General features: G+C 61.9%; 19 protein-coding genes. 15 read left to right on the top strand and 4 right to left on the bottom strand.

Going from position 1 to position 25,882, the window contains the following annotated elements; genetic code table 11:
* Window positions 1-50: 50 nt before the first annotated feature.
* From ACYU70_RS15515 to ACYU70_RS15500, 4 genes are all read left to right on the top strand, one after another.
* Window positions 51-2,339: an ATP-binding protein gene (locus tag ACYU70_RS15515; RefSeq protein ID WP_342295324.1), complete on the top strand. Its 2,289-nt coding sequence runs from the start codon at window positions 51-53 to the stop codon at window positions 2,337-2,339.
* Between the two features lie 13 nt (window positions 2,340-2,352).
* Window positions 2,353-4,683, top strand: a complete 2,331-nt coding sequence (locus ACYU70_RS15510) for an ATP-binding protein (RefSeq protein WP_342295327.1) — start codon at window positions 2,353-2,355, stop codon at window positions 4,681-4,683.
* Window positions 4,684-4,734: 51 nt separating this feature from the next.
* A complete protein-coding gene (locus ACYU70_RS15505) occupies window positions 4,735-5,112 on the top strand; it encodes a response regulator (protein WP_342295329.1) in 378 nt (125 codons plus the stop codon).
* An 84-nt stretch (window positions 5,113-5,196) separates the two neighbouring features.
* Window positions 5,197-6,243, top strand: coding sequence for an adenylate/guanylate cyclase domain-containing protein (locus ACYU70_RS15500; protein ID WP_342295332.1), 1,047 nt, complete (start codon window positions 5,197-5,199; stop codon window positions 6,241-6,243).
* Window positions 6,244-6,331: 88 nt separating this feature from the next.
* Here the strand turns inward: ACYU70_RS15500 and ACYU70_RS15495 are convergent, their stop codons facing one another.
* The 3 genes from ACYU70_RS15495 to ACYU70_RS15485 form a co-directional block, all read right to left on the bottom strand.
* Window positions 6,332-9,700, bottom strand: a complete 3,369-nt coding sequence (locus ACYU70_RS15495) for a cyclic nucleotide-binding domain-containing protein (RefSeq protein WP_342295334.1) — start codon at window positions 9,698-9,700, stop codon at window positions 6,332-6,334.
* Window positions 9,701-9,818: 118 nt separating this feature from the next.
* Window positions 9,819-10,355 carry a DUF4833 domain-containing protein gene (locus ACYU70_RS15490; protein ID WP_342295336.1) on the bottom strand — a complete coding sequence of 179 codons (537 nt, stop codon included), beginning with the start codon at window positions 10,353-10,355 and terminating at the stop codon, window positions 9,819-9,821.
* A gap of 147 nt (window positions 10,356-10,502) precedes the next feature.
* Window positions 10,503-12,047: a hypothetical protein gene (locus tag ACYU70_RS15485; RefSeq protein ID WP_342295338.1), complete on the bottom strand. Its 1,545-nt coding sequence runs from the start codon at window positions 12,045-12,047 to the stop codon at window positions 10,503-10,505.
* A 166-nt stretch (window positions 12,048-12,213) separates the two neighbouring features.
* Between ACYU70_RS15485 and ACYU70_RS15480 the strand changes: the two genes are divergently transcribed.
* From ACYU70_RS15480 to ilvA, 11 genes are all read left to right on the top strand, one after another.
* Window positions 12,214-13,380: a 2-isopropylmalate synthase gene (locus ACYU70_RS15480; RefSeq protein WP_342295339.1), complete on the top strand. Its 1,167-nt coding sequence runs from the start codon at window positions 12,214-12,216 to the stop codon at window positions 13,378-13,380.
* 15 nt (window positions 13,381-13,395) lie between these two features.
* Window positions 13,396-13,569 (top strand): hypothetical protein, encoded by a 174-nt coding sequence (locus tag ACYU70_RS15475; protein WP_342301344.1) that lies wholly within the window; start codon window positions 13,396-13,398, stop codon window positions 13,567-13,569.
* A gap of 28 nt (window positions 13,570-13,597) precedes the next feature.
* Window positions 13,598-14,992, top strand: a complete 1,395-nt coding sequence (gene leuC, locus ACYU70_RS15470) for a 3-isopropylmalate dehydratase large subunit (RefSeq protein ID WP_342301345.1) — start codon at window positions 13,598-13,600, stop codon at window positions 14,990-14,992.
* Between the two features lie 4 nt (window positions 14,993-14,996).
* Complete coding sequence (gene leuD / locus ACYU70_RS15465) at window positions 14,997-15,593, top strand: 3-isopropylmalate dehydratase small subunit (protein WP_342301346.1); 597 nt, start codon at window positions 14,997-14,999, stop codon at window positions 15,591-15,593.
* Between the two features lie 16 nt (window positions 15,594-15,609).
* A complete protein-coding gene (gene leuB / locus ACYU70_RS15460; RefSeq protein ID WP_342301348.1) occupies window positions 15,610-16,728 on the top strand; it encodes a 3-isopropylmalate dehydrogenase in 1,119 nt (372 codons plus the stop codon).
* A gap of 230 nt (window positions 16,729-16,958) precedes the next feature.
* Entirely contained in the window at window positions 16,959-17,846 is an 888-nt protein-coding gene (locus ACYU70_RS15455; protein ID WP_342301350.1) for a branched-chain amino acid transaminase, read from the top strand.
* 160 nt (window positions 17,847-18,006) lie between these two features.
* Window positions 18,007-19,722, top strand: a complete 1,716-nt coding sequence (ilvD, locus tag ACYU70_RS15450) for a dihydroxy-acid dehydratase (RefSeq protein WP_342301352.1) — start codon at window positions 18,007-18,009, stop codon at window positions 19,720-19,722.
* The gene (gene ilvB, locus ACYU70_RS15445) at window positions 19,691-21,499 is read left to right on the top strand and encodes a biosynthetic-type acetolactate synthase large subunit (RefSeq protein WP_342301354.1); all 1,809 of its coding nucleotides are present in this window, start codon (window positions 19,691-19,693) and stop codon (window positions 21,497-21,499) included. Before ilvD ends, ilvB begins: the two co-directional genes overlap by 32 nt.
* A 46-nt stretch (window positions 21,500-21,545) precedes the next feature.
* Window positions 21,546-22,148, top strand: a complete 603-nt coding sequence (gene ilvN / locus ACYU70_RS15440) for an acetolactate synthase small subunit (protein WP_342301357.1) — start codon at window positions 21,546-21,548, stop codon at window positions 22,146-22,148.
* A 98-nt stretch (window positions 22,149-22,246) separates the two neighbouring features.
* A complete protein-coding gene (gene ilvC / locus ACYU70_RS15435; RefSeq protein WP_342301358.1) occupies window positions 22,247-23,308 on the top strand; it encodes a ketol-acid reductoisomerase in 1,062 nt (353 codons plus the stop codon).
* Between the two features lie 200 nt (window positions 23,309-23,508).
* Entirely contained in the window at window positions 23,509-24,777 is a 1,269-nt protein-coding gene (gene ilvA / locus ACYU70_RS15430; protein WP_342301359.1) for a threonine ammonia-lyase IlvA, read from the top strand.
* Here the strand turns inward: ilvA and ACYU70_RS15425 are convergent.
* Complete coding sequence (locus ACYU70_RS15425; RefSeq protein WP_342301360.1) at window positions 24,774-25,805, bottom strand: YeiH family protein; 1,032 nt, start codon at window positions 25,803-25,805, stop codon at window positions 24,774-24,776. The genes ilvA and ACYU70_RS15425 overlap by 4 nt on opposite strands.
* Window positions 25,806-25,882: the final 77 nt, after the last annotated feature.

Genomic DNA, 25,882 nt, shown 5'->3' with positions numbered 1-25,882 from the left:
TAATTCTGGCCACGAGAAGTAGTTCGCTGCGTGGTGATTCGCTGTTGCCTATGCGTCACTTTCTACTGCTTGTGGCCTTGGGGCTGCTTCTGCTGCTGAGCGGCCCGCTGGCCGCCCAGCCTACGCCCAGCCGCCGCTACTGGGATACCAATACCGACTCGCTACGCCGGGTGCTGGCCACCCAGCGCGCCGATACCGCCCGCCTGCGCACGCTTCGCCACCTGGCTGATTTGGAGCCTATTAGTGCTCGGGATGCCGAGCTAACCGAATTGGTGGCCCTAACCGGGCGGTTGCACCGCCCCGATTACCGTCCTTACCGCCGGCTGCTGGGTGCTATCCGGCTACCGGATAATCGCGCAACCCTACCCGCAGTCCTCGACAGCTTGCAGGCGACGGTGACGGCATTCGATTCGCTGGGCCATCCCGCGCCCAACCTGCTCATCGGAATTCGGGTGCTGTTTAACCAGCTCAACCGGCAGGAGGCCAAGCACGCCTATTACCAGGCCAAGCTGGCCTTCTATGAAAAGCGCCACGCCACCAAAAACATGGCCGCCTGCTGCCACGCGCTGGGCGGCTACTACGCCTACCGGGGCGACTACAACCAGTCCATCAGCTACTACCTGCGCTCGGCGGAGCTGTTCCGGCCCTTCAGCCCCTTTTTCTATTACAACGAGGTGGCTGTAATCGGGGCTTCCTACGTGCAGTGGGGTAATTACGACCGGGCCATGCCCTACCTGCGGCAAGCCGTGGGCTGGGCGGGAACCAGTGCCGGCAACTGGGGATTTTTGAACCGGGCCATTGCCGACGCCTACCGCCGGCAGCACCGCTACCCGCTGGCCATGCGCTACGCCGACCGCGCCCTGAGCCCTCAGTCACCGCGCGACACGGTGCCGCCCTTTCAAAAAGCATATGGGCTGGTGGTCAAAAGTGCCGTGCTGCTGGGCCAGGGCCGGGTGGCCGAGGCCGGCCGGCTGCTGCCCCCGGCCCAGCGCCTGGCCGACTCCCTGCATCTACCCGTAACTGGTCCGGCGGGCAACTTTGAGCTGAATGCCACCTGGGCGCGCTACTATGCGGCCCGCGGCGAGCCGGTCCGCGCCGAAACGCACTGGCTGGCCGCCTACCGCCAGGCGCAGGAGTCACGCTCCACGCCCCTGCGCCTGGCCTACCTGCGCGAGCTGGGCCGCTTCTACCAGCAGCGTGGCCAGTCCGCCCCAGCCGCCCGCTACGCCCTGGCCGCCACCGCCCTGGCCGACTCGCTCGAAACCGCCCAGGGCCAGTTTCACGTGGCGCAATATGAGGGCCAACAGGCCGAGCGTGCCCAGAACGACCGCATTGCGGGGCTGCGCCAAAAGCAAACCCTGGCCGCCGCCCGCGACCGGCAGCAGCGCATCGTGGGCGCGTTTCTGCTGAGTGGCGTGGTGATGCTATTGGTGCTAGCCGCCGTGTTCTACTACGCCTTCCGCCGCTCCGAGCGCCTCAAACACCTCGTCACGGCCCAGAAGCAGGACCTGCAAATCCAGCGCGACCAGCTCGATACCTCCCTGACGGAGTTGCGGTCCACGCAGGCCCAACTCATCCAGAAGGAGAAGATGGCCAGCCTGGGCGAGCTTACCGCCGGCATCGCCCACGAGATTCAGAACCCGCTCAACTTCGTCAACAACTTCTCGGAAGTGAGCACCGAGCTGTTGGAGGAACTGGAAGAGGAGCAGGCCAAAGGCATGCGTGACGTGGCGCTAGAGGCCGAGCTGGTGAGCGACCTGCGGCAGAACCTGGGCAAAATCAGCCACCACGGCCGGCGGGCGGCGGCCATCGTCAAGGGCATGCTGGAGCACTCGCGCACGAGCACCGGCGAGCGCGCCCCCACCGACCTGAACCAGCTCACCCATGAGTACCTGCGCCTGGCCTACCAGGGCCTGCGGGCCAAAGACAAGTCCTTCAACGCCGCGCTGAAAACCGACTTCGCGCCCGGCTTGCCGCTGGTCGAAGCTGTGGCCGGCGACCTGGGCCGGGTCTTGCTCAATTTATTCAGCAACGCCTTCTACGCCGTACAACAGCGCCAGCAAGCGGGCGAAACCGGCTATGCCCCGACCGTGAGCGTGTCGACGCAGCGCGTGAACGGGCACGTGGCCATTCGGGTGGCCGACAACGGCACGGGCATGGCGGCCGAGGTGCAGGCGAAAATCTTCCAGCCGTTTTTCACGACCAAGCCCACGGGCGAGGGCACGGGCCTGGGCCTCTCGCTTTCGCACGACATCATCGCCCAGGGCCACGGCGGCACCATCGCGGCCGAAAGCCAGCCGGGGGAGGGTGCTACGTTTACGATTTGCCTACCCGCCTAACTCTCTTGCTTTTATGTCGACCCCTACGCTGCGCCGGCTGAAACACGCCGGCTTCTTGGTGGGCCTGCTGGCGCTGCTCCTGGCAGGTGGTCCGGTAAGGGCCCAACCCTTTCCGCACCGCTATTGGGCCGCTTCGCCCGACTCGCTGCGCCGGGTGCTGGCGGCGCAGCGGACCGATACGGCGCGGCTGCGCACCCTGCTGCACCTGATAGATTGCTCGCTGTACTCCCTAGACCCGGTTATGTCCGACATGGCGACGGTCGTGGTGCTTACGAAGCGCCTACGCCGCCCGGAACACCGCGCCTACCGCCTGCTGCTCGCCGGAGTACAGGCCAACGGAGTGGCGGCGCTCGACAGTCTGCAAGCGGCCGTGACGGCTTTCGACCGGCTGCACCGGCCGGCGTCTTGGCCGCTCGCCCGCCTACGCGAGGCCTTCAGCACCCTCAACCGCGAAGGTGCCCGGCTGGCGTATTACCAAGCCAAATGTGCCCAATACCTCCGCAGTGGCGATACTATCAGCCTGGCAGTGTGCCATCACGCGCTGGGGGGCTCCTACACCTATCGTGGCGATTATAACCAAGCCACCAGCCAGTACCTGCGGGCCGCCGCGCTGGTCCGCCCGGTTTCGTCTTCCCTCTACCGCATCTTTCTATTGAGTGCGGGAGCCAGCTATGGGAAGTGGGGCAACTACGCCAAAGCCTTGCGTTACCTGCACTTGGCAGAGCCTGGCCTGACCAGCGCTTCCCAACGCGTGGCCCTGTTTCGCGCGCTTGGCAATGTTTACCTGCAGCAACAGAACTACCCGGCCGCCCTGCGCGCGGCCGACCAGGTCCTAAAAAACTCCACCGTCGTCTCAGGACCCGTACCGCTGGGCATGCTACGTATCAGGGCCTTTGCCTGGGTGCTGAAAAGCCAGGCGCTGCTCGCGCTGGGCCGGGTAGCCGAAGCCGGCGTGCTGCTACAGCATACCCAGCCCCTGGCCGATTCGCTAAAGCTGCCGCTGGTCATCACGGCCGCTCCCCTGGAACTGGACGCGGCCTGGGCGCGCTATTACGAAGCCCGGCGCAAGCCGGCCATCGCCGAAACCTACTGGCTACAGGCCTACCGCAAAGCCGTCGATGCCCACAGCACGCCGCTGCGCCTGGCCTACTTGCGCGCCTTGGCCCGCCACTATCAGGCACGCGGGCAAATGGCACCCGCCGCCCGGTATTATCAGGCCGCTACGGCTTTGGCCGACACGCTGAGCGATGGCCAAGGCGCCCTGCAGGTGGCGCAGTTTGAGATTGAGCAGGCCGACCGCGCCCAAACGGCCCGCATCGCCCGCTTGCGCGAAAGCCAGCAGCAGGACGTGGTGCGGGCCCGCCGCCAACGCTGGGTGCTCGGGGCCGTGCTCACGGTGCTGGCGCTGATTGGCGGGTTCTCGTTTTTGCTCTGGCGCAGCAACCGCCGCCAGCAGCGGGCCAACGCGGCGCTGAGCCTCCTCAACGAAGCCGTGACTGCCCAGAAGCAGGAGCTGCAAACCCAGCGCGACCAGCTCGACCAGTCCCTGACGGACCTACGGGCCACGCAGGCCCAGCTCATCCAGAAGGAGAAGATGGCCAGCCTGGGCGAGCTTACCGCCGGCATCGCCCACGAGATTCAGAACCCGCTCAACTTCGTCAACAACTTCTCGGAAGTGAGCACCGAGCTGTTGGAGGAACTGGAAGAGGAGCAGGCCAAAGGCATGCGTGACGTGGCGCTAGAGGCCGAGCTGGTGAGCGACCTGCGGCAGAACCTGGGCAAAATCAGCCACCACGGCCGGCGGGCGGCGGCCATCGTCAAGGGCATGCTGGAGCACTCGCGCACGAGCACCGGCGAGCGCGCCCCCACCGACCTGAACCAGCTCACCGACGAGTACCTGCGCCTGGCCTACCAGGGCCTGCGGGCCAAGGACAAAACCTTCAACGCGAAGCTGGAAACTGACTTTGCGCCCGGCCTGCCACTAGTCGAAGCCGTGGGGGCCGACCTGGGCCGGGTGCTGCTCAACCTGTTCAGCAACGCCTTCTACGCCGTGCAACAGCGCCAACAGACGGGTGAAGTGGGTTATCAGCCCAGAGTCACGGTGAGCACCAAGCAGGTGGGTAAGCAGGTTGAGGTCCAGGTTTCCGACAATGGCACGGGAATTCCCGCCGATGTCAGGGCCAAGATTTTCCAACCCTTCTTCACCACCAAGCCCACGGGCGAGGGCACCGGCCTGGGCTTGTCGCTGAGTTACGACATCATCACCAAAGCCCACGGCGGCACGCTGGCCGTGGCGAGCGAGCCCGGCAAGGGCACCAAATTTCTCATTGGCCTACCCGCCTAAGCCGGGCCGTAACCTACCTTTGGCCCGACTAATTTTCCCCGCCTCCGCCCCATGCAAATTCTGGTTGTTGACGACGAAACCGATGTGCGCGACCTATTTCTGCAGCGCTTCCGCCGCGAAATCCGTAACGGCGAAATGAGCTTCAGCTTCGCCTTTTCGGGCGAGGAAGCCCTGACCTACCTGCGCGCCCACCACTCCGAAGTCCTCATCATTCTCTCCGACATCAACATGCCCGGCATGAGCGGCCTCGACCTGCTCGGCCACGTCAAGGAGGAGTTCGAGATGCCGCCCACCACCATGATGATGATTACGGCCTACGGCGACAACGCCAGCTACCAGCAAGCCATGAGCCTGGGGGCCAATGATTTCCTGACCAAGCCCGTAGATTTTGCCGTGCTAAAGGAGAAATTGCAGCACCTGCTGCCCTAAGGCGGCGTAGAAAAACGAGCGATAATCTGAGCGCCATCCTTTTCTGACGTATTTTCGTCCAATTATTCGCCTTCTGCCAATCCTATGAAAACCAAAATTCTGGTGGTCGATGACGAAGCCGACCTCGAACTGCTTATCAAGCAGAAGTTTCGGCGCAAAATCCGGGAGAGCACCTACGAGTTTCTCTTCGCCACCAACGGCCAGGAAGCCCTGGAGCGCATCACCGAACACCCGGATACCGACGTCATTCTCAGCGACATCAACATGCCGGTGATGGACGGCCTCACGCTGCTCACGCGCACCCACACCGAGCACCCGGCCATGAAAACGGTCATCGTGTCGGCCTACGGCGACATGGGCAACCTGCGCACGGCCATGAACCGGGGCGCGTTCGATTTCGTGGTGAAGCCCGTCGATTTTGCCGACCTGGAGCTGACCATCGAAAAAACCGCCGACCAGGTGCGCCAGCTGCGCGACACCCTCCGCGCCATCCAGGAAAACAACATCCTGAAGATGTACGTCGACGAAACCGTGCTCAATTTCATGACGCGGCCCGACTTCGAAAACCGCCTCCTGGCCTCCGAAACCGTGGAAGCCACCGTAGTTTTTCTCGACATCTGCGGCTTCACCGCCCTAGCCGAAAAGATGCCGCCCACCGACGTAGTGAGCCTGCTCAATACCTATTTCGACCTGGTGGTGAAGGAGTTCATCGCCCAGGGTGGCCACGTCGATAAGTTCATGGGCGATGCCGTGATGGCCGTGTTCCGGGGCGAGCACCACCTCGACCGCGCCATCGACGCCGCCCTCTCCGCCCGCACCGCCCTGCAACAAAGCCAGGCCCCGCTGCCCGCTGGCTTTGACTACCGCCCCCAAGTCAGCATCGGCGTGAACACTGGCGAAGTCGTATCCGGCAACATCGGCTCGGCCTCCCTCAAACGCCTGGATTACACCGTGATTGGCGACGTGGTAAACATGTCGCAACGCCTGCAGTCCGCCGCCAAAGCCGGTCAGATTATAATCAGCGAAGCCGTGTACGAACGGGTGAAAGAGTCCTTCCACTGCCAGTTCGTGAGCGAGGTAACGCTGAAGAACAAGGCGCTGCCGGTGAAGATTTACGAGGTGGTGGAGTAGCGTGTAACGTGGACTCTGAGAGTCCGCGCCTTGCTGGCTGCGGAAGGCTCGTTCAGGCGCGGATTCTCAGAGTCCACGCTACGGCTGCTCATCCCGCCAACTCCCGCATCTTTTCATTCTGCGTGCGAATCCGCTGGCACAGCATGCGCAGGATATTGCGCAGCACCTCGCCGCGTTCCTCCATCACGTCGTAGAAATCCTCTTGGTCGATGCGGAAGGCGAGCACTTCGCTCAGCGCCGCCGCCGTGGCCGAGCGCGGCTCCGCATCGAGCAAAGCCAGCTCGCCAAAAAAGTCGCCCGGTCCGAAAGTAGCCAGCTGCTGCGGGCCGTTGAAAACGCCCACCTGCCCATCGTGCACGATGAAAAGCGAGGTGCCAATGTCGCCTTTGGCAAAGATTTCCTCGCCCTCCCGGAACGTCACTTCCTTCATGATGGGCACGATGCTGCTGAGCACGTTTTCGGGCGTGGTGGCAAACAGGGCGGTGCTTTTGAGCACCACCACCCGCTCCAGGGCGGAGATTTTAGACTCGGCGGCGTGTGAATGGCTCATGGCGGGAAGATTGAGGGCGGATAAGGGCTGGCCCCGGTGGGCAGCCAGCGCGGCGGCGGCTAGTTGGGCGCTATCGCGCAACAGCAGGTAAGGCGAAGTGAAGTAGGGGCGCAGTAGGGCCAGCGCATCGGGTTCGGTGGGCTGCCAGTGGCGCAGGGCCACGCTCAGCGTCCAGGAGGTGAAGGCGACGTGGCCGCGCCGCAGCAGTAGCGTGGGCAGGGCTTCGGTGGTAAGTGGTAGCTCGGCTACCAGGTGCGGCGGCGGGGCCACCGCGCTGCCAGCGGCTGAGGCCGCGCCCATTGCCACCATCGGGTGCGGACGGGCCGGCGCGCTATGCGCCGTAAGGCTAGTGAACAGTCGGGCCTTTTCGGCCACGGGCGAGTCATCGAGCAGCGCCTGAAGGCCTTGGTAAATGGGCCGGGGAATAAGATTGTCGAGGATTTCGAGGGCGTTGGCCTGGCGCTCGCGGGCGGCGTGGGCCACGTTGCGCTGGGCCGTGGCCACCAGCTCGGCATCGAAGAGCTGGGCCAGCAGGCCGAACACGCGCTGGTGCAACAGCGTCAATTCGTAGTCGATAGCAGCAGTGAAGTCTGTGCCGCCCGTCGTCACCAGCCCGTGCAGCAACTGCGCGGCCAGGGTGAATTCTTCGCGCAGCAATTGTTCAAATACCGGCCGGTCTGCCTTGCGGGCCGGGAAGCGGCGAAGTGCCCGCAGCGCCACCCCGCGTGAAAACAGGTGCGGGTGCTTGGCCAACTCCACCAGTGCGGCACGGCTGGCCCTGTTATCGAGACGTTCCAGCACCGAGGCCAGGCGTTGCGGGTGGGCGGGCTCGGCGTCGCGCAACAAGGCTTCGCGTACCAGCGGCACCACGGCCGGGCCCAGCGCCACGAGGCTATCAGCGGCCGCCTGCCAGCGGTGCTTATCGCCGAGGGCGGCCAGCAAGTGATGGGCCAGTTCCAGATGCCCCACGGTGCCGATAGCGCGGAGGGCGGCCTCGGCTACTCCCGGCTCGGCGCTGGCAAGATGGCGCTCAATCAGCTCATTTTGAATCTCAACCGGAAAAAGTGGAAGCAGGGTCAGAGCGGCCAGTTCGGCGGTGGGGGCCGGGTTGTGGCCGGTGGTGGGCAGCAGCAGATACAGGCTGTGCTGCGCGGCTTGGTGCTGAGGCTCAGTTTCCAGGCTGCCCCGAATGGCTCCCTGACGGGCGGCCAGGTCGTCGCCGGCGAGTAGTGCGGCCACGGCCGGCGCGTCGGGGATGGCGGCGGCCAGCTGGTGGGCAGCGGCTTCGCGCACAGTAGCGGCGGGGTCGCGCAGGGCCAGGGCCTGGAGGGCTTCCACGGGCAGCGGGTGTGCTTCGGGCGTGGCCAGCAAGGCCAGGCGCACCCGTTCGTCGGGGTGTTCGAGCAGGCGCGGGGCGTGTTCGGGGAGGGCTTGCGGCTCGTGCTTGCGCAGCCAGGCCACGGCATTTAGCACCTCGGTGGGGTGGGGGCTGAGCAGGTGGGCCAGCACTACGTGGCGGGCCGCATCGGGCAGGGCCAGGTCGGCGGTTTCGGCGAAGCGGCGGCCCAAGCCTTCCTTCAATTCGGCCAGATAATTCAGATAGGTGCGGCGCAAAAAAAGCAGGGATAATATCAGCAGTGCGCCCATCCAGAAGAAGGGCAGGCTGCCATCGAGCAGGCCCGAGGAGCGCAGCGCGAAGAACAGTACACCCGTCAGGGCCATGCCTGCCGGCTCATAAAAACCTTTGGCCAGCGTGTGGGCGGCCAGCCGTTGCGGCGGGGCCAGCGGCTGAAACAGCACCAGAAACACGGGGTCGAACACGGTGCGGCGCAGCACTTCGAGCAGCAAATACAAGCCGCAGTAAAAGGCTAATTGCCCGGTTTGCGAATAGCCGCTGGCCACTTTGTAGCCACCAAACACGGCCAGTGCCACCAAGGCCACCACCGGCAGCAGCCGCAGCGACCACTGTACGCCGTAGCGTTCCAGCGCCTGCCGGCTCACCAGCAGCTTGAAGAACGTGGCCGCTAAGTACGTGGCCGCCAGCAGCCAGCCCACCGACTGCATCACATCCTCCGACTCATGAAACTTGTGCTTCACGTTCAGGAAAAACATGTATTCCACGGCCGTAATCACGCCCGCGATGGTCACCAAGCTCAGGCACATGGCCAGCACCAGCTGGCTGCCGCCGAAGAGCTGCTGCACCAGTTTCTTCTGGGGCCGCGCCACGGCCCGTACTGGTCGCGCCGTGGCCTCGACCACGTGCGAGCTGAGCGTGGCGCGCAGCGTGAACAACGCCCCGAGGTAGGCTACAAACGACACGCCCAGCAACACCGGCAGCTGTGCGTCGCCGTGAATAAGAGCCGCCAGCACTGCCCCCAAGGCCTTGGCCGGCATGTCGCCCGAGCTGATGATGCTGAACAGGCGCTTGCTCTGCCGCACATCAAATACCACCGCCGAAATGCCCCAGAATTCGAGATTCGTGAGGAGATAAATGACGCGGTAGCCGGCCATAATGGCCACGGCTGCCGCCACCGAATGGCCCACGGCCACCAACACGCCCAGCACGCCTACTAGCGCCACCACGGCCAGCAGCACGCGCACGGCCAGCTTTTTTAGCAGGTAGTGATGCTCGAAGTGGGTGTAAACCTTGCCCACGGCCATCATAGCCAGCGCGCCCACGATGTAGCCCAGCGGCAAGCTATGCTCGGGATTGTGCTCGAGCAGCAGCACATTGGCCGCCACATACACCAGCACCGAACCGATGCCGAGCAGGAAATTATGCAGCAAAAACAGCCCCACAGTGCGGGTTTCGCTGGCTTTGATGCCGAAGAGGCGTTGCAGAGAGGTGGCCGAAATCATGCGGAAAGGGAGCCGGGCCAGGCGGCACGGCCGTAGCCAAAGATACACGGGATGGTATGTAGCGTGAACTTTTAGTCCGCGCGTAGCGGAGTCCGACTGGTCGGTCTGTTCACTCTTCACCCGCGTATCCCTTTACTCGCGGACTAAAAGTCCACGCTACACCACGCTACAGCGTTATCCGCTCCGTTATCGGTTGGAGAGTAGACGTATTCAGGCCCTTGAACTCGATGTACTTCACATTCGGCACCCAGAAGGTGCCCCCCTCGATGCGCAGAAATACGCGCTCCAGCTGAATCTGCTTGCCGGCGATGGTGGTGTAGACGTGGAGAGCCTTATCCGTCGGCGAGCGCAGCAGGAAGAACCGGACTTTATTGTAAGCCGCGAATTTCAGCTCGTATTTATCCGTTGCCAGCTTTTCGGCCGTGAGGCCGTAGGCAAATTTGCGCTGGATGAAGTTTAAATCCTTGCGCTCGCCGTGCTCGTCGTAGCGAATCCAGAACACATTCACGGGCTCGTCTTCGTTGAGGTGGCCGGCGCGGTCCACGTTCAGCTGGTAGATGACGGTGTTGGTATTCGGGTCGCGCTGCAGGTAGAACAGTTGGTTGCTCACGCCGCTCGGCACCGGGAATACGGTGGCCGGTTTCGGGGCCGACGGCAGGGCGAAGAGCAGGTTGAAAAGCAGTAGGAAGGTCGTTGCCGACATTGTTTTCGGGGGCGTGAATTGGTCCGCAAAGGTACGCCCGCCTGTAGCGTGGACTCTGCGAGTCCGCGAGTGAGCGCAGCGAACAACCGGGACCTCACCATACGCTCGATGCTCGCTGCGCTCGCTCGCGGACTCGCAGAGTCCGCGCTACTTCATCTGCCGGAACTTCCGCTGCATTACCTCCTGCACCGGCACGTTCGAAATCTTGCTTTCCAGCCACGACACGATATCCAGATACAAAAACGGCCGGCTCTCATAAGGTGTGGCGGCGATGACGATGAGCTTGTCGCGCAGCCGGATAAACGCCTCGCGCACCTGGTGCGGCGCGATGCTACCCACCGTGCGCAGAAACCGGAAAATCTCCACCTGCATGGGCTGCTGGTCGTCCATCTTGCCCAGGAAATGGTACACCGAGCGAATCTGATAGTCCAGGCTGGCATCGTCGCCGGCCTCATAGTGAGCAATCAGGTTCAGGATGCGGGCGAAGCATTGCAGGTCCTCGCGCAGGCTCAATTCCTTGTGCTGAATAATCAGGTTCAGGTATTCGATGGCCTTCACGAACTCGCCGCTGCCGAAATACAGACTGGCGATTTTGTAGTACAGCACCAGCGTGCGGTGCAGGTCGAGTTGCGGCTTGTAGCGCTCCAGTTGCTCCAGCAGGTCCGGGATGATTTCCAGGCCCTCAGTGAAGCGGCCTTCGAGGAAATAGGCGTTGATGCGGTTGGTGTAGAGGTACTGGAACAGCAGGATTTCGGTGTTGGGGCTGCTGCGGCGGGTCTGGTTGGCGGCAAATTCTTCCAGGATATTCAATACCTGTTTGAATTTGCTGTAGTACAGCAGATTGTAAAGCGAAGCCAATAAGTTGTGCAGGCCCTTGATGTAGAGCATCGTCTGCAGCTCCTTCATGTGCGGCGCGGCCTCAAACAAATCAACCCACTTCTGGGCGTAGCGGTAGCCGGCCCGGAAATCCTGGTCGAGCGTGTGGTACCACACGTGCGCTTGGTAGAAGTACAGCTTCTCAAAAAAGCCGCCATTATTGGCCGGAACCACCGGCATGTTCTCCCGAAAAAACGCCGTGATGCGCTCGTGGTCGGCCCGGTTGCGGGCGTGTCCGGCCTTGAGGTACAGTCCGTAGAGGCGTAGCGAGGCGTTGCTGAGCGCGTGCTGGTTGGCCAGGTGCGCCACGGTATCGGTGGCCTCGGCGGTGAGGGTATCGGCCCGGTCCTTCAGGCTGCGGGTGATGTACTGGCTTTCGATGAGCTTCTCGAAATCCAGCGCCAGCAGCACGATGTGCGGCATTTCGGCCTGGCGTGCGCCCTGCTTCACCTTCTCCAGCATGCGCAGGGCCTGCTGGTAAAAGCCTTTGTTGTAGAGCACGCGGGCGTAGTCGAGCTGCTCGTGCAGCTGAATATCAGGGTTCTGGCCGGCGTGGTACACGCGCAGGCTGGCTAGTAGCTGCCGGTAAAGGTTGGCCTTGAGGTTGGCCAGCTGCGCGCGTTTCAGGCTGGGCACCTGGGCCAGCACGGCCGCGTCGTCAGCCGTTTCCAGTGCGTCGAGGGCATCAAAAAGTAAGAGGAATTTCAGGTCCTCGCTCGCGCCCGGCCGGTTGGTAAACAGCCGGAAATGGCGCTTTTCAGTCCGCGTCAGGGACTTTATCAGCTGAAATACAGGCTCCGGGTTTTTCGTAGGCATTGTATGAAATAATAAAACAAGTACCTGATAAATAAATGATTAATGGATGAAGGCCGGCTTTTGGAAATAGTAGAATTTCCAAAAGCGTGGTTTTGCTGCGCTGGCGCGGGGTAGTTCTTGCCGACCTATTCATAACCGCAGCCCACCGATTCCGGGCGATTATCGCATGGCAACCCAGCAAATTCAAATCTTCGATACCACGCTCCGCGACGGCGAACAGGTGCCGGGCTGCAAGCTAAACCGCGACGAGAAGCTTCTCATTGCCCGGCAGCTAGAATCGCTCGGCGTCGATGTCATCGAGGCCGGCTTTCCGGTGTCCAGCCCCGGCGATTTTGCCGCCGTGCAGGCCATCGCCGCCCAAACCCGTGAAGCTACCGTCTGCGGCCTCTCGCGAGCCGTCGAAAACGACATTCGTGTGGCCGCCGAGGCCCTGCGGCCCGCTCGTTACCCGCGCATCCACACCGGTATCGGCACTTCCGATGTCCACATTCAGCACAAGCTCTGCACCACGCGGGAGGATGTGCTGGCCCGCGCCATCGCCGCCGTGAAGCTCGCCAAAAGCTTTGTGGAGGACGTGGAATTCTACGCCGAAGACGCTGGCCGCACCGACAACGTGTTTCTGGCCCAGGTGTGCGAGGCCGCCATCCGGGCCGGGGCCACCGTCCTCAACATCCCCGACACCACCGGCTACTGCCTGCCCCAGGAATACGGCGCGAAAATCAAATTCCTGCACGAAAACGTGCGCGGCATCCATACTGTGCGGCTTTCCACGCATTGCCACAACGACCTCGGCCTGGCTACCGCCAACTCCATCGCGGGCGTGATGAACGGGGCCCGCCAGATTGAATGCACGATAAATGGCGTGGGCGAGCGCGCCGGCAACACGGCCCTCGAAGAAGTGGTGATGATTCTGCGCCAGCACCCCTACCTCGACCTGCACACCAACATCAACACCCGCCTGCTGGCCGAAACCTCGGCCATGGTGTCGCACCTGATGACCATGCCCGTGCAGCCCAACAAGGCCATTGTGGGTGCGAATGCCTTTTCGCACAGCAGCGGCATTCACCAAGACGGCATCATCAAGCACCGCGAAACCTACGAAATCATTGACCCCAAGGAGGTCGGCGTGGCCGATTCGTCCATTGTGCTTACGGCCCGCTCCGGCCGCGCCGCGCTGGCCTACCGCCTTCAGAAACTGGGCTACGATTTTGAGAAAGTCGCTTTGAATAAAGCTTATGCACGCTTTATGGAACTGGCCGACCGTCAGCGCGAAGTAGTTGATGAAGACCTGCATGTGCTGGTCGAACAGGAAAAACTTATAACTGCTAATTGATTAAAAATTAACATTATGGCTGCCAACGAAGCAATTTACACCACTCTCACCGCTTCCACCGAAAACCACCAACCCGAACAACCGGCGTCGCTCCCCCAGCGCCACGCCGATTGGATTAGCTACGCCGTCGCCGTGATTCAGCAGGCCGCACCCACTGCCTCCGATTTCACCGAATCCACTACCCGCTAAGCCCCCGTTTTCCCTTCTCTCCCTCAAAATGGCTAAGTCCTTATTCGATAAAATCTGGGATGCGCACGTGGTGAAAACCGCGCCCGGCGGCCTGGATATTGTGTATATCGACCGGCACCTCATCCACGAGGTGACCAGCCCGCAGGCGTTCGACGAGCTCGAAGCCCGCGACCTGCCGCTGTTTCGCCCGGCGCGCATCCTCGCCACGGCCGACCATAACGTGCCCACCCGCAACCAGCACCTGCCCATAGAGGAGCCGCTGAGCCGCTCGCAGGTAGACAAGCTGACCGCCAATTGCGCCAAATACGGCGTGGAATTGTACGGCCTAGGCCACGCCCGGCAGGGCATCGTGCACGTTATCGGGCCGGAACTGGGCCTTACGCTACCCGGTACCACCATCGTGTGCGGCGACAGCCACACCTCCACGCACGGCGCGTTTGGCGCGGTGGCCTTCGGCATCGGCACCAGCCAGGTGGCGCAGGTGATGGCCACGCAATGCCTCTTGCTGAACCGCCCCAAGCGCATGCGCATTTCGGTGGATGGCGAGCTGCGGCCCGGCGTCACGGCTAAGGATTTGATTCTCTACGTGATTGCGCAGCTTGGCACGGGCGGGGCCACCGGCTACTTTGTTGAATATGCCGGCCGCGCCGTGCGCGCCCTGAGCATGGAAGGCCGCATGACAGTCTGCAACATGAGCATCGAAATGGGTGCCCGCGGCGGCCTCATAGCGCCCGATGAAACGACATTCGCTTACGTTGAAGGCCGCCCCTACGCTCCCAAAGAAGCCGCCTGGGACCAGGCCGTAGCTTACTGGAAAACGCTATTTTCAGACGAAGACACCGTTTTCGATGCCGAGCACAAGTTCAGCGCCCAGGACATCACCCCGATGATAACCTACGGCACCAACCCCGGCATGGGCATCGCGCTGAATGGCCATATCCCCAGCGAAGTACCGGCCAGCGAAGCCGAGAGCTTCGATAAATCGCTGCAGTACATGGGTTTTCAGCGGGGTGAATCCCTGCTGGGCAAGGAAATCAACTACGTTTTCATCGGCAGCTGCACCAACTCGCGCATCGAGGATTTGCGGGCCGTGGCGGCCTACGTGCAGGGCAAGCAGAAGGCCGGGCACGTCGAGGCCATCATTGTGCCCGGCTCGAAGCAGGTGGAGCAGCAGGCCATTGCCGAAGGGCTGGACAAGATTCTGGCCGAGGCCGGTTTTGAGCTGCGCGAACCCGGTTGCAGCGCTTGTCTGGCCATGAATGAGGACAAAATCCCGGCGGGGGCTTACTGCGTGGCTACCTCGAACCGCAACTTCGAGGGGCGGCAGGGGCCGGGCTCACGGACGTTGCTGGCGAGTCCGCTGGTGGCGGCCATTACGGCGGTGCAGGGACGGATTGTGGACATCACGCAGTATTTGAACTAGGGCCATGGAAAAGTTTCAGACCCTGCACTCCAGCGCGGTGCCACTGCCGCTCGAAAACATTGATACGGACCAGATTATCCCGGCCCGTTTCCTGAAGGCGACCACGCGCGAAGGCTTCGGCGAAAACCTGTTTTGCGACTGGCGGCGCAACCCCGACGGCTCGCCCAAGCCGGATTTCGTGCTGAACGACCCGAAGTACAGCGGCCAGATTCTGCTGGCGGGCAAGAATTTCGGCTGCGGTTCCAGTCGCGAACACGCTGCCTGGGCGCTCTACGATGCCGGTTTTCGGGTGGTGATTTCGAGCTACTTCGCCGATATATTTCGCGGCAACGCGCTGAATACCGGCCTACTGCCCCTGCAAGTGACGGATGCTGAGCTGGCCCACCTTTTCGCGCTGGTTGAAGCGGATGCCGATACCCAATTCGTGGTGAACCTGCCTGAACAGACGCTGCACGTGCCTGCCACCGGCGACAGCTTCCATTTCGACATCGACGCCTACAAAAAGGAGTGCCTGATTAACGGCTACGACGACATCGATTATCTGGTGAGCCAGAAGCCCGCCATCGAAGCCTACGAACAAAACCGAACCTGGACCTGGTAATTAATTAGTCAAGACGATGGTAAGCAAGAAAATAGCTGTGTTGCCCGGCGATGGCATCGGGCCGGAAGTGTGTCGGCAGGCTGTGAAAGTGCTGGAAGCGGTAGCCGAACGGTTCGACCACCATTTCGACCTCAGCTCGCACCTGATGGGCGCCTGTGCCATCGATGCCACCGGCAACCCGCTGCCCGACGAAACCCTCGAAGCCTGCCGCACCGCCGATGCCGTGCTGCTCGGGGCCATTGGTGACCCGAAATACGACAACGACCCCGCCGCCAAAGTGCGCCCCGAGCAGGGCCTGCTGCGCCTGCGCAAGGAGCTGGGCTTGTTCGCCAATATTCGCCCCGTGACGGCATACGACGTGCTGCTGGCCCATTCGCCCCTGAAAAAGGAGCGCATCCAGGGCACCGACATGGTCATTTTTCGCGAGCTGACCGGCGGCATCTATTTCGGCGAGAAAGGCCGTACCGATGACGGCGAAGGCGCTTACGACCACTGCACCTACAGCCGCTCCGAAATCCGCCGCATTGCGCACCTGGCGTTTCAGGCCGCCGCTGGCCGCCGCCAGCACCTCACGCTGGTGGACAAGGCCAACGTGCTGGAAACCTCCCGCCTCTGGCGCGAGGAAGTGCGCGAAATGGCCGCCCAATACCCCGAAGTGACGGTGGATTACCTCTTCGTAGACAACGCCGCGATGCAGGTTATCCTCAACCCCACGCAGTTCGACGTGATTCTGACCGAGAACATGTTCGGCGATATCATTTCGGACGAGGCCTCCGTCATTGCTGGCTCCATGGGCCTGCTGCCCTCGGCCTCCATCGGCGAGGCGGTGGCGCTGTTCGAGCCCATCCACGGCTCCTATCCGCAGGCTAAGGGCAAAGGCATTGCCAACCCGATTGCCGCCATTCTCTCGGCTGCCATGCTGCTGGAGCACCTGGAGCTGACTGCCGAAGCCGCCCTGGTGCGTGAGGCCGTGGACGAGGCGCTGAACAACAGTGTTTTGACACCCGAACTGAACCCAATCGCGCCCTATACCACCGAAGAAGTAGGCAATTACATTGCCTTCTGGATTGCCGATTCCAACGAGAAGCAGTGGAATAAGAACAACGTGGAAATCGGCATCAGCACAATTATTTGATGGAAGGGAATATGAAACAGCACGTCATGCCTCGGCTACGCTCGGCGTGACGTTCAAAAAATCCAGATGACCCCCATGAAAAACCATTTCCTGCTAGTCTTTACTGTCATCACTCCTGGCCCTCGGGGCGCGTAGGAACAGCTCGTTGCAACCCAGCAAAAGCCTTTCTAAGCCCCGCGCTCAGGAAGGCTTTTTTATTGATTTTCTATCGCTTAACCGTTTTGCTAAGCATGTATTTCAACCCCGACACCCTGGCCTTTGTCGACGGCGAGTTTGTGAAAGCCGAAGCCGCCCAAGTGGGCGCTTACGCCCAGTCGCTGCACTACGGCTATGCCGTCTTTGAAGGCATCCGGGCCTACGCCACGCCGGCCGGTACTCGTATTTTCAAGGCTGAGGAGCACTACGAGCGGCTGCATTATTCGTGTCGCAGCATCGGCCTGCCGTTCAATTATTCGGTGGAAGAATTAACCGACATCACCTACCAGCTGCTGGAAAAAAACGGCCTCGCCGATGCTTACATCCGCCCGTTGGTGTACGCCGCCACGCCAAATATGACCCTGAAGCACGCCACCAGCAGCAACCTGCTCATCGCCGTGTGGGACTGGGGCAAGTACCTCGGCGACCAGAGCCTGCGCCTCAGCATCTCGCCCTACCAGCGCCCCAACCCGAAGGCCGTGCCGATTGAGGCCAAAGTTTCAGGCCACTACGTTAACTCCATTATTGCCAGCTCCGAAGCTAAAGGCCGCGGCTTCGATGAAGCCCTGCTGCTGGACATGAACGGCTACGTGGCCGAAGGTCCGGGGGCCAATTTCTTCTTCGAGAAGAACGGCGAGCTGTTCACCGCGCCGCAGGGTAGCATTCTGCGCGGCATTACGCGCAACACGATTATTGATTTGGCCCGTGAGGCGGGTATTAAGGTCACGGAGAAATTCTTCATTCCCGATGAGTTGCAGGGCGCTACCGGAGCCTTTTACACCGGCACTGCGGCCGAGGTGGTAGGCATTGCCGCCATCGATGAGCTGGAATTCAGCACGCCTTTCTCGGAGACGCTGGGGGCCCAGCTGGCCGAGCGTTACCGGGCGCTGGTGACGGGCGCAGCGGTAGAGCAAAACGCCTAGTAGAACAACTAAAAAGAACGTCATGCAGAGCAGCGAAGCATCTCGCCCGCTTCGTTAGGCTCCCCTCTCCTTGGGAGAGGGGCCGGGGGTGAGGTTCCAGCGAGCAAGATGCTTCGCTGCGCTCTGCATGACATACGATTTCCCCATTACCCTTCCCACCATGATTCTCAACAAATACAGCCGCATCTACACCCAGGACGACAGCTTGCCGGCCTCGCAGGCCATGCTCATCGGCTCGGGGCTGTCGGATGCGGATTTGCGTAAGCCGTTCGTGGGCATCTGCTCCACCGGCTTCGAGGGCAACACCTGCAACATGCACCTCGATGCGCTGGCCGACGGCGTGAAAATCGGGGTGCAGGCCCAGGGCTTGGTGGGGCTGCGCTTCAACACCATCGGCGTGAGCGACGGCATCACGAACGGCACGCCGGGAATGCGGTTTTCGCTGGTATCGCGGGAGATTATTGCCGACTCCATCGAGGCCATGGCGGGGGCGCACAACTACGACGCCGTGGCCACCGTGGTGGGCTGCGATAAGAACATGCCCGGCGCCCTCATCGCCATGGCGCGGCTCAACCGGCCCAGCCTGATGGTGTACGGCGGCACCATCAAGGGCGGCACGTTCAAGGGGCAGCAGCTCAACATTGTGTCGTGTTTTGAGGCGTATGGGAAGAAATTGCAGGGCCAGATTTCGGACGAGGATTACAGCGGCGTCATCCACAATGCCTGCCCCGGCCCGGGCGCTTGTGGCGGCATGTACACGGCCAATACCATGGCCGCCGCCATTGAGGCGTTGGGCATGAGCGTGCCGTTCTCATCGTCCTTGCCCGCCGTGAGCGTGGAAAAAAAACAGGAATGCCTTGATGCCGGGGCCTACCTGCGCCGGCTGCTGGAGCGCGACATTAAGCCCCGCGACATTCTGGTGCGGGAGGCATTTGAGAATGCGCTGGTGGTGGTGACGGTGCTAGGCGGCTCGACCAATGCGGTGCTGCACCTCATCGCCATTGCCCACGCGGCCGGCGTGCCCCTGACGATGGAGGATTTCCAGGCCGTGAGCAACCGCGTGCCGGTGCTGGCCGACCTCAAGCCCAGTGGCAAATACCTCATGGAAGACCTCTCGGTCCTGGGCGGCGTGCCCGCCGTGATGCGTACCCTGCTCGATGCCGGCCTGCTAAACGGCGACCTGCTGACCGTGACCGGCAAAACCCTGGCCGAAAACCTCGCCGATGTGAAGCCGCTGGGCGCGGAGCAGGATTTGCTGCGGCCCTTTGACAATCCCATCAAGGCCGACGGCCACATCCAGATTCTCTACGGCAACCTTGCGTCGAAGGGCGCAGTGGCTAAAATCACGGGCAAGGAAGGCCTGCGCTTCGAAGGCCCAGCCAATGTGTTCGATTCGGAGGAGGCGCTGAACGAGGGCATCACGCAGGGCAGTATTAAGGCCGGGCAGGTGGTCGTCATTCGCTACGTGGGACCGAAGGGCGGTCCGGGCATGCCCGAAATGCTCAAGCCGACTTCGGCAATCATTGGGGCGGGACTGGGCGATAAGGTGGCCCTGATTACGGACGGGCGCTTTTCGGGCGGCACCCACGGCTTCGTGGTCGGCCATGTCTGCCCCGAGGCTTACGATGGTGGCGGTATCGCGCTGGTCGAAAACGGCGACTGGATTATCCTCGACGCCGCCACCAACACCATTGATATCCAGATTGAGCCCGCCCTGCTGGAGCTGCGCCGCAGCCAGTGGCAGCGCCCGCGCCCCAACGCTACCCAGGGTGTGCTCCTGAAATACATCCGCACCGTTAGCGACGCCAGCCACGGCTGCATCACCGATTTACTGGAAGAAAGCCATGTTAACGAACCAGCCACCAACCCTGCCTGAGGCCGCCGAAACGGACGTAGCAACTGCGGAAATCCTTGCTGCTTCCGTCGTTGGCGAAGCTTCTGAAACTGCTGCCGAAGCGCCCGCGCCCAATTCCACGGGGGCCGAGGCGGTATTGAACATCCTGCTGGCTGAGGGCGTGGACACGATTTTCGGCTATCCCGGCGGGGCCATCATCCCGATTTACGATGCCCTTTATGACTTCAACGACCGACTGAACCACGTGCTGGTGCGGCATGAGCAGGGCGGCATTCACGCAGCGCAGGGCTATGCGCGGGCCTCCGGGCGGGTGGGGGTGGTGTTTGCCACCAGCGGGCCGGGCGCGACCAACCTGGTCACCGGCCTGGCCGATGCGCAGATTGACAGCACGCCGCTGGTGTGCATCACGGGGCAGGTGTTCGCGCACTTGCTGGGCACCGATGCGTTTCAGGAAACCGACATTATCAACATCACCACGCCCGTCACGAAGTGGAATTACCAGGTGACCAAGGCCGAGGAAATCCCCGAGGCGCTGGCCAAGGCCTTTTACATCGCGCGCAGCGGCCGGCCCGGCCCGGTACTCATTGACATCACCAAAAACGCCCAGCTGCAACCGTTCCATTTCGCCCCCTACGTGCCGTGCACGCACATTCGCAGCTACCGGCCGGTGCCCATCGTGCGTCCCGAGTACCTGCGCGAGGCGGCGGCGCTCATCAACCGGGCTGAGCGGCCGTTCGTGCTCTGGGGGCAGGGGGTGATTCTGGGGAAAGCCGAGCAGGAGTTCAAGGCTTTTATCGAAAAAAGCGGCATCCCGGCGGCCTGGACCATCCTCGGCGCGGGCGCGCTGCCCACCGACCACCCGCTGAACGTGGGCATGCTGGGGATGCACGGCAACTACGGCCCCAACGTCCTCACCAACGAGTGCGACGTGCTCATCGCCATCGGCATGCGTTTCGACGACCGGGTAACGGGCCGACTGGACAAATACGCGAAGCAAGCGAAGGTTATTCACCTCGACATCGACCCCACCGAAATTGACAAGAACGTGGCCGCCACCGTGCCCGTGTGGGGCGACTGCCGGGAAACGTTGCCGCTGCTCACGGCCCTCATCGAGCCAAAAAGCCACCGGGAATGGCACCAGCGCTTCCAGGATTATAAGGCCGAGGAAGTGGCCGCCGTGATAAACGACGAGCTATTCCCCACCGGCAAAGAGCTGACGATGGGCGAAGTCCTGCAACAGCTCAACGAGCTGACCCAGGGCGAGGCCATCATCGTGACCGACGTGGGCCAGCACCAGATGGTGGCCTGCCGCTACGCCCGCTTCAACCACACCCGCAGCAACATCACCAGCGGCGGGCTGGGCACGATGGGCTTCGCGCTGCCGGCCGCCATTGGGGCCAAATTCGGGGCACCGGAGCGGCCGGTAGTAGCCATCATCGGCGACGGCGGCGTGCAGATGACCATCCAGGAGCTGGGCACCATCATGCAAACCGGCGTCGAGGTGAAAATTATCATTCTGAACAACCGCTTCCTGGGCATGGTGCGGCAATGGCAGGAGCTTTTCAATGCCCGCCGCTACTCGTTCGTGGATATCCAGAGCCCCGATTACGTGGCCGTGGCCGCCGGCTACCGCATCGCCGGCCGCCGCGTGGAGGCGCGGGAGGAACTGGCCCCCGCGCTACGGCAGATGCTGGCGCACCCCGGCTCCTTCCTGCTGGAGGTGCTGGTGGCGAAGGAAAACAACATCTTTCCGATGGTGCCGCAAGGGTGCAGCGTGGCCGAAATCCGGCTGCGCTGAAGAACGAAAGCATGACGTTCCATTAAGCCAGTCTTCCCCAGAAACCATGTCCCAGCCCCCCGACCGCCAGGAATACAACATCACGGCCTACACCGAAAACCAGGTGGGACTGCTCAACCGCATTGCCATCATTTTCTCGCGCCGCAAAATCAACATTGAGAGCCTCAACGTGTCGCCTTCCGAAATCGAAGGCATCCACCGTTTCAACATCGTCATCACCGAAACGGAGGAAGTGGTAAGCAAGCTGGCCCGCCAGATTGAGAAGCAGGTGGAAGTGCTGAAAGTGTACTACAACACCAACGCCGACGTGATTTGGCAGGAAATGGCGCTCTACAAAGTGCCGACTGATGTCATTGCCGAAAAAGCCTCTGTAGAGCGCCTGCTGCGCGAAAACGGGGCCCGCGCCGTGGTCATTCGCAAGGATTACACGGTATTTGAAACCACCGGCCACCGCGAGGAAACCGACGCGCTGATTAAGGTTTTGCAGCCTTATGGGCTCATCGAATTCGTGCGCAGCGCCCGCATTGCCATCATCAAAGCCAGTGACGGCTTCAACCACAAGCTGCGCGAATTTGAGCGCCGCGAGCCCGGCGAGGACGTGGCCGAAAACGAGTTTCTGAATAACCGCGACGCGGTGTTTACGATGTGATGTAGCGTGGACTCTGCGAGTCCGCGCATCGAACGAAAATCTTTCAACCCATGCGCGGACTCGCAGAGTCCACGCTACAATCCAAACCCCCAATTCTCATGGCACAAATCAATTTCGGCGGCGTAGACGAAACCGTAATCACCCGCGACGAATTCCCCCTCGCAAAGGCGCTGGAATACCTCAAGGACGACACCATTGCCGTAATCGGTTACGGCGTGCAGGGGCCGGGCCAGGCTCTGAATATGCGCGACAACGGCTTCAACGTGATTGTGGGCCAGCGCCAGGGCACGCCGTCTTGGGACCGCGCCATCAAGGACGGCTGGGTGGAGGGCGAAACGCTGTTTTCGCTGGAAGAAGCGGCTGAAAAAGGCACCATTGTGTGCAATCTGCTGAGCGACGCCGGCCAGATTGCGCTGTGGCCCATGCTGAAGGAGCGCCTCACGCCGGGCAAAACGCTGTACTTCTCGCACGGCTTCGGCATCACTTTTAATGACCAGACCAACATCATCCCGCCTGCCGATGTGGATGTAATTCTGGTGGCGCCCAAGGGCAGCGGCACCAGTCTGCGTCGCCTGTTCTTGGCTGGTGGCGGGCTGAATTCGTCCTTCGCCGTGTTCCAGGATGCCACGGGCAAAGCGTGGGAAAAAGCCATTGCCATGGGCATCGGCGTGGGCTCGGGCTACCTGTTCGAAACCGACTTCAAGAAGGAAGTGTACTCCGACCTCACCGGCGAGCGCGGCGTGCTAATGGGCGCCCTGGCTGGCATCATCGAAGCCCAGTACCAGGTGCTGCGCCAGCGCGGCCACTCGCCCTCCGAGGCCTTCAACGAAACCGTGGAAGAGCTCACCCAAAGCCTCGTGCCGCTGGTGGGCGAAAACGGCATGGACTGGATGTTTGCCAACTGCTCCGTAACCGCCCAGCGCGGTGCGCTGGACTGGAAAGGTCGCTTCCGCGAAGCCACCCTACCGGTGCTCAATGAGTTGTACGACAGCGTGGCCAGCGGCGCGGAAGCCCGCCGCACCATCGAGCGCGGTACCACGCCCAACTACCGCAAAGAGCTTGAGGCGGAGCTGAAGGAGGTGCGTGAGTCGGAGCTGTGGGCCACGGGCGCGACGGTGCGCCAGCTGCGCTCCAAAGCAGCTGAAAAGGTGGAAGCCTGAACGATGTAGAGACGCGACACTTCGCGTCTCAGCGTTGAACAACCCGGCAGAACGACCAGCAATGAACGTCATGCTGAGCGTAGCCGAAGCATCTCGCGTGCCACCACTAATCCTGACGATTGGATTACTACCCCACGCGAGATGCTTCGGCTACGCTCAGCATGACGTTCTTTTTTATACCAACGATTCTACAAAATTCCATGCCCAACGCCACCACCGTCCAACCCGCCGTGCTGCTCAAAAACGTGGAGCGGGCGGCGCGCAATCTCAAGCACGTCATCTACAAAACGCCGCTGCTGCAAAACCACGGCCTTTCGCGCCTCTACAGCGCCACGGTGCTGCTCAAGCGCGAGGATTTGCAGGTGGTGCGCTCCTACAAAATCCGTGGGGCTTACCACAAGATGAGCACGCTGCCGCCTATCATCGGCGAGCGGGAAATAGTGTGCGCCAGCGCCGGCAACCACGCCCAGGGCGTGGCCTACGCCTGCCAGCTGCTGGGGCTGAAAGGCTACATCTTCATGCCTGCCCAAACGCCGGCCCAGAAGGTGGACAAGGTGCGGCTGTTTGGGAAGGAATTCGTGGAGGTCGTCCTAGTCGGGGCCAGTTTCGACGATTCATTTCGCGCCGCCAAAGAGTTCAGCGACGAGCGGGGCAGCACGTTCATTCACCCCTTCGATGATATGGCCATTGTGGAAGGGCAGGCCACCGTAGGCCTGGAGATTCTGAAGGCCGCTACCGTGGCTATTGACTACTGCTTCATGCCCATCGGCGGGGGCGGGCTGGCCTCGGGTGTGGGCAGCATGTTTCGGCTGCTGAGCCCAAATACCAAGCTCATCGGCGTGCAGCCGTTGGGTGCGCCGTCGATGCACAATGCCATCCGGAACCAGCAGCACGCGGCGCTGGCCAGTATCGACAGTTTCGTGGATGGCGCGGCGGTGAAATGTCCCGGCCAACTCACGTACGGACTGTGCCGGGAATTGCTGGATGAAGTGGTGCTGGTACCGGAGGGCCAGATTTGCCTCGATTTGCTGCAGATGTACAACGAGGAAGGCATTGTACTGGAGCCAGCAGGCACGCTCACCATCTCGGCCCTGCACCAGTTCGCCGACCGCATCGGGGGCAAAACGGTGGTATGCATAGTGAGCGGCTCCAACAACGACATCACCCGCATGGAGGACATCAAGGAGCGGGCCGCCAAGTACCAGGGGCTGAAACACTACTTCATGGTGACGTTCAACCAAGCCCCCGGCGCGTTACGTCGCTTCGTGAATAATGTGCTGCACGAGGGCGACGACATCATTCACTTCCAGTACATCAAGAAAAACAACAAGGAAAAAGGGCCGGTTTTCGTTGGCATCGAAGTGAAGCAGCCGCACGATGTGGAAGACATAAAAGCCCGGATGTGGGAGCAGGGCTTCGCTTTTGAATACCTGAACGGCCAGCCCGATTTTCTGGCGCTGCTGGTTTAAACCGTGTGCAGAATGACGTAGAGTGAAACGCTCGAAATCACCCCCCACAGCAGCACGCCCAGCAAATACGGCTTAGCGCCCACCGAGCGCAGCGTGGCCGCCGATAGCCCAGCCCCGATGAAGAACAGCGTGACCGTGAGGCCGATTTTGGCCAGCGCCACCAGTACTGGCCCCAGCGGGTGCAGGGCGGGCACGTAGGTGTTCAGCAGCATAGCCGCGATGAAGCCGAAGATGAAGTATGGAATCTTAATTTTGACACCTTTCTGCTTAAAAATGAGCGCGGTGCCGATGCTGACCGGGATAATCCAGAGGGCACGGGCCAGCTTCACGGTAGTGGCTACTTGCAGGGCCTGGTCGCCGTAAACCTTGGCCGCTCCTACCACCGACGAGGTATCGTGGATGGCAATGGCGCACCACAGGCCGAACTGTTGCTGCGTCATGGCCAAGGCGTGGCCGATGGGCGGAAACGCAAACAACGCAATGGCATTGAGCACGAACACCGTGCCCAGCGCCACCGACATTTCTTCATCCTTGGCCCGAATGACCGGTCCCACCGCCGCGATGGCGCTGCCCCCACAAATGGCAGTACCACAGGAAATAAGGTGCGTAACGTGGCGGCCCAGCCCCAGCCAGCGCCCCGCGAAATAACCCAGAATGAGCGTGCCGAAAATGGACGCCACCGTGAACAGAATGCCCGCCCGCCCGGCCTGCACCGCCGCGTGGGCATTCATGCCGAAGCCCAGGCCCACCACCGAGTATTGCAGCAGCTTGGCAGTGGCCATTTTGGTCTGGCTGGCGAAGGGGTTGCCCAGCGTTTGGGCCAGTACCAGGCCCAGCGCCAGCGCCACCGGCGGCGAGGCCCACGGCGTGAGGCAGAACACCAGCAGCAGCCCAAATACCACCTGCCGACCCGTAATCGGGTAGCCCAGCACCTGATGGGGCGTGTGAAAATGCCGGAAAATTCCAGTGGTATGGGCCGGGCCGGCGGGGGCCGGCGCGGTGGGTGGCAACAGGGTGGGATGGGCCATGAGGCAGGAGAGTGAGTGCCTCAAATTTACGGCGACGCCTGCGGTAGGGGTAATCGAAAAAGTTTATTCCAAATTAC

The sequence above is a fragment of the Hymenobacter segetis genome (genome assembly GCF_054776495.1).
Note: the sequence above shows the minus strand (reverse complement) of the source record. Positions and strands in the feature narration are given on the sequence as shown.

Excerpts from the sequence above, each read along its gene's own strand:
- ACYU70_RS15515 (WP_342295324.1), top strand. The coding sequence starts at position 51 with ATGCGTCACTTTCTACTGCTTGTGGCCTTGGGGCTGCTTCTGCTGCTG.
- ACYU70_RS15510 (WP_342295327.1), top strand. The coding sequence starts at position 2,353 with ATGTCGACCCCTACGCTGCGCCGGCTGAAACACGCCGGCTTCTTGGTG.
- ACYU70_RS15505 (WP_342295329.1), top strand. The coding sequence starts at position 4,735 with ATGCAAATTCTGGTTGTTGACGACGAAACCGATGTGCGCGACCTATTT.
- ACYU70_RS15500 (WP_342295332.1), top strand. The coding sequence starts at position 5,197 with ATGAAAACCAAAATTCTGGTGGTCGATGACGAAGCCGACCTCGAACTG.
- ACYU70_RS15490 (WP_342295336.1), bottom strand. The coding sequence starts at position 10,355 with ATGTCGGCAACGACCTTCCTACTGCTTTTCAACCTGCTCTTCGCCCTG.
- ACYU70_RS15485 (WP_342295338.1), bottom strand. The coding sequence starts at position 12,047 with ATGCCTACGAAAAACCCGGAGCCTGTATTTCAGCTGATAAAGTCCCTG.
- ACYU70_RS15480 (WP_342295339.1), top strand. The coding sequence starts at position 12,214 with ATGGCAACCCAGCAAATTCAAATCTTCGATACCACGCTCCGCGACGGC.
- ACYU70_RS15475 (WP_342301344.1), top strand. The coding sequence starts at position 13,396 with ATGGCTGCCAACGAAGCAATTTACACCACTCTCACCGCTTCCACCGAA.
- leuC (WP_342301345.1), top strand. The coding sequence starts at position 13,598 with ATGGCTAAGTCCTTATTCGATAAAATCTGGGATGCGCACGTGGTGAAA.
- leuD (WP_342301346.1), top strand. The coding sequence starts at position 14,997 with ATGGAAAAGTTTCAGACCCTGCACTCCAGCGCGGTGCCACTGCCGCTC.
- leuB (WP_342301348.1), top strand. The coding sequence starts at position 15,610 with ATGGTAAGCAAGAAAATAGCTGTGTTGCCCGGCGATGGCATCGGGCCG.
- ACYU70_RS15455 (WP_342301350.1), top strand. The coding sequence starts at position 16,959 with ATGTATTTCAACCCCGACACCCTGGCCTTTGTCGACGGCGAGTTTGTG.
- ilvD (WP_342301352.1), top strand. The coding sequence starts at position 18,007 with ATGATTCTCAACAAATACAGCCGCATCTACACCCAGGACGACAGCTTG.
- ilvB (WP_342301354.1), top strand. The coding sequence starts at position 19,691 with ATGTTAACGAACCAGCCACCAACCCTGCCTGAGGCCGCCGAAACGGAC.
- ilvN (WP_342301357.1), top strand. The coding sequence starts at position 21,546 with ATGTCCCAGCCCCCCGACCGCCAGGAATACAACATCACGGCCTACACC.
- ilvC (WP_342301358.1), top strand. The coding sequence starts at position 22,247 with ATGGCACAAATCAATTTCGGCGGCGTAGACGAAACCGTAATCACCCGC.
- ilvA (WP_342301359.1), top strand. The coding sequence starts at position 23,509 with ATGCCCAACGCCACCACCGTCCAACCCGCCGTGCTGCTCAAAAACGTG.
- ACYU70_RS15425 (WP_342301360.1), bottom strand. The coding sequence starts at position 25,805 with ATGGCCCATCCCACCCTGTTGCCACCCACCGCGCCGGCCCCCGCCGGC.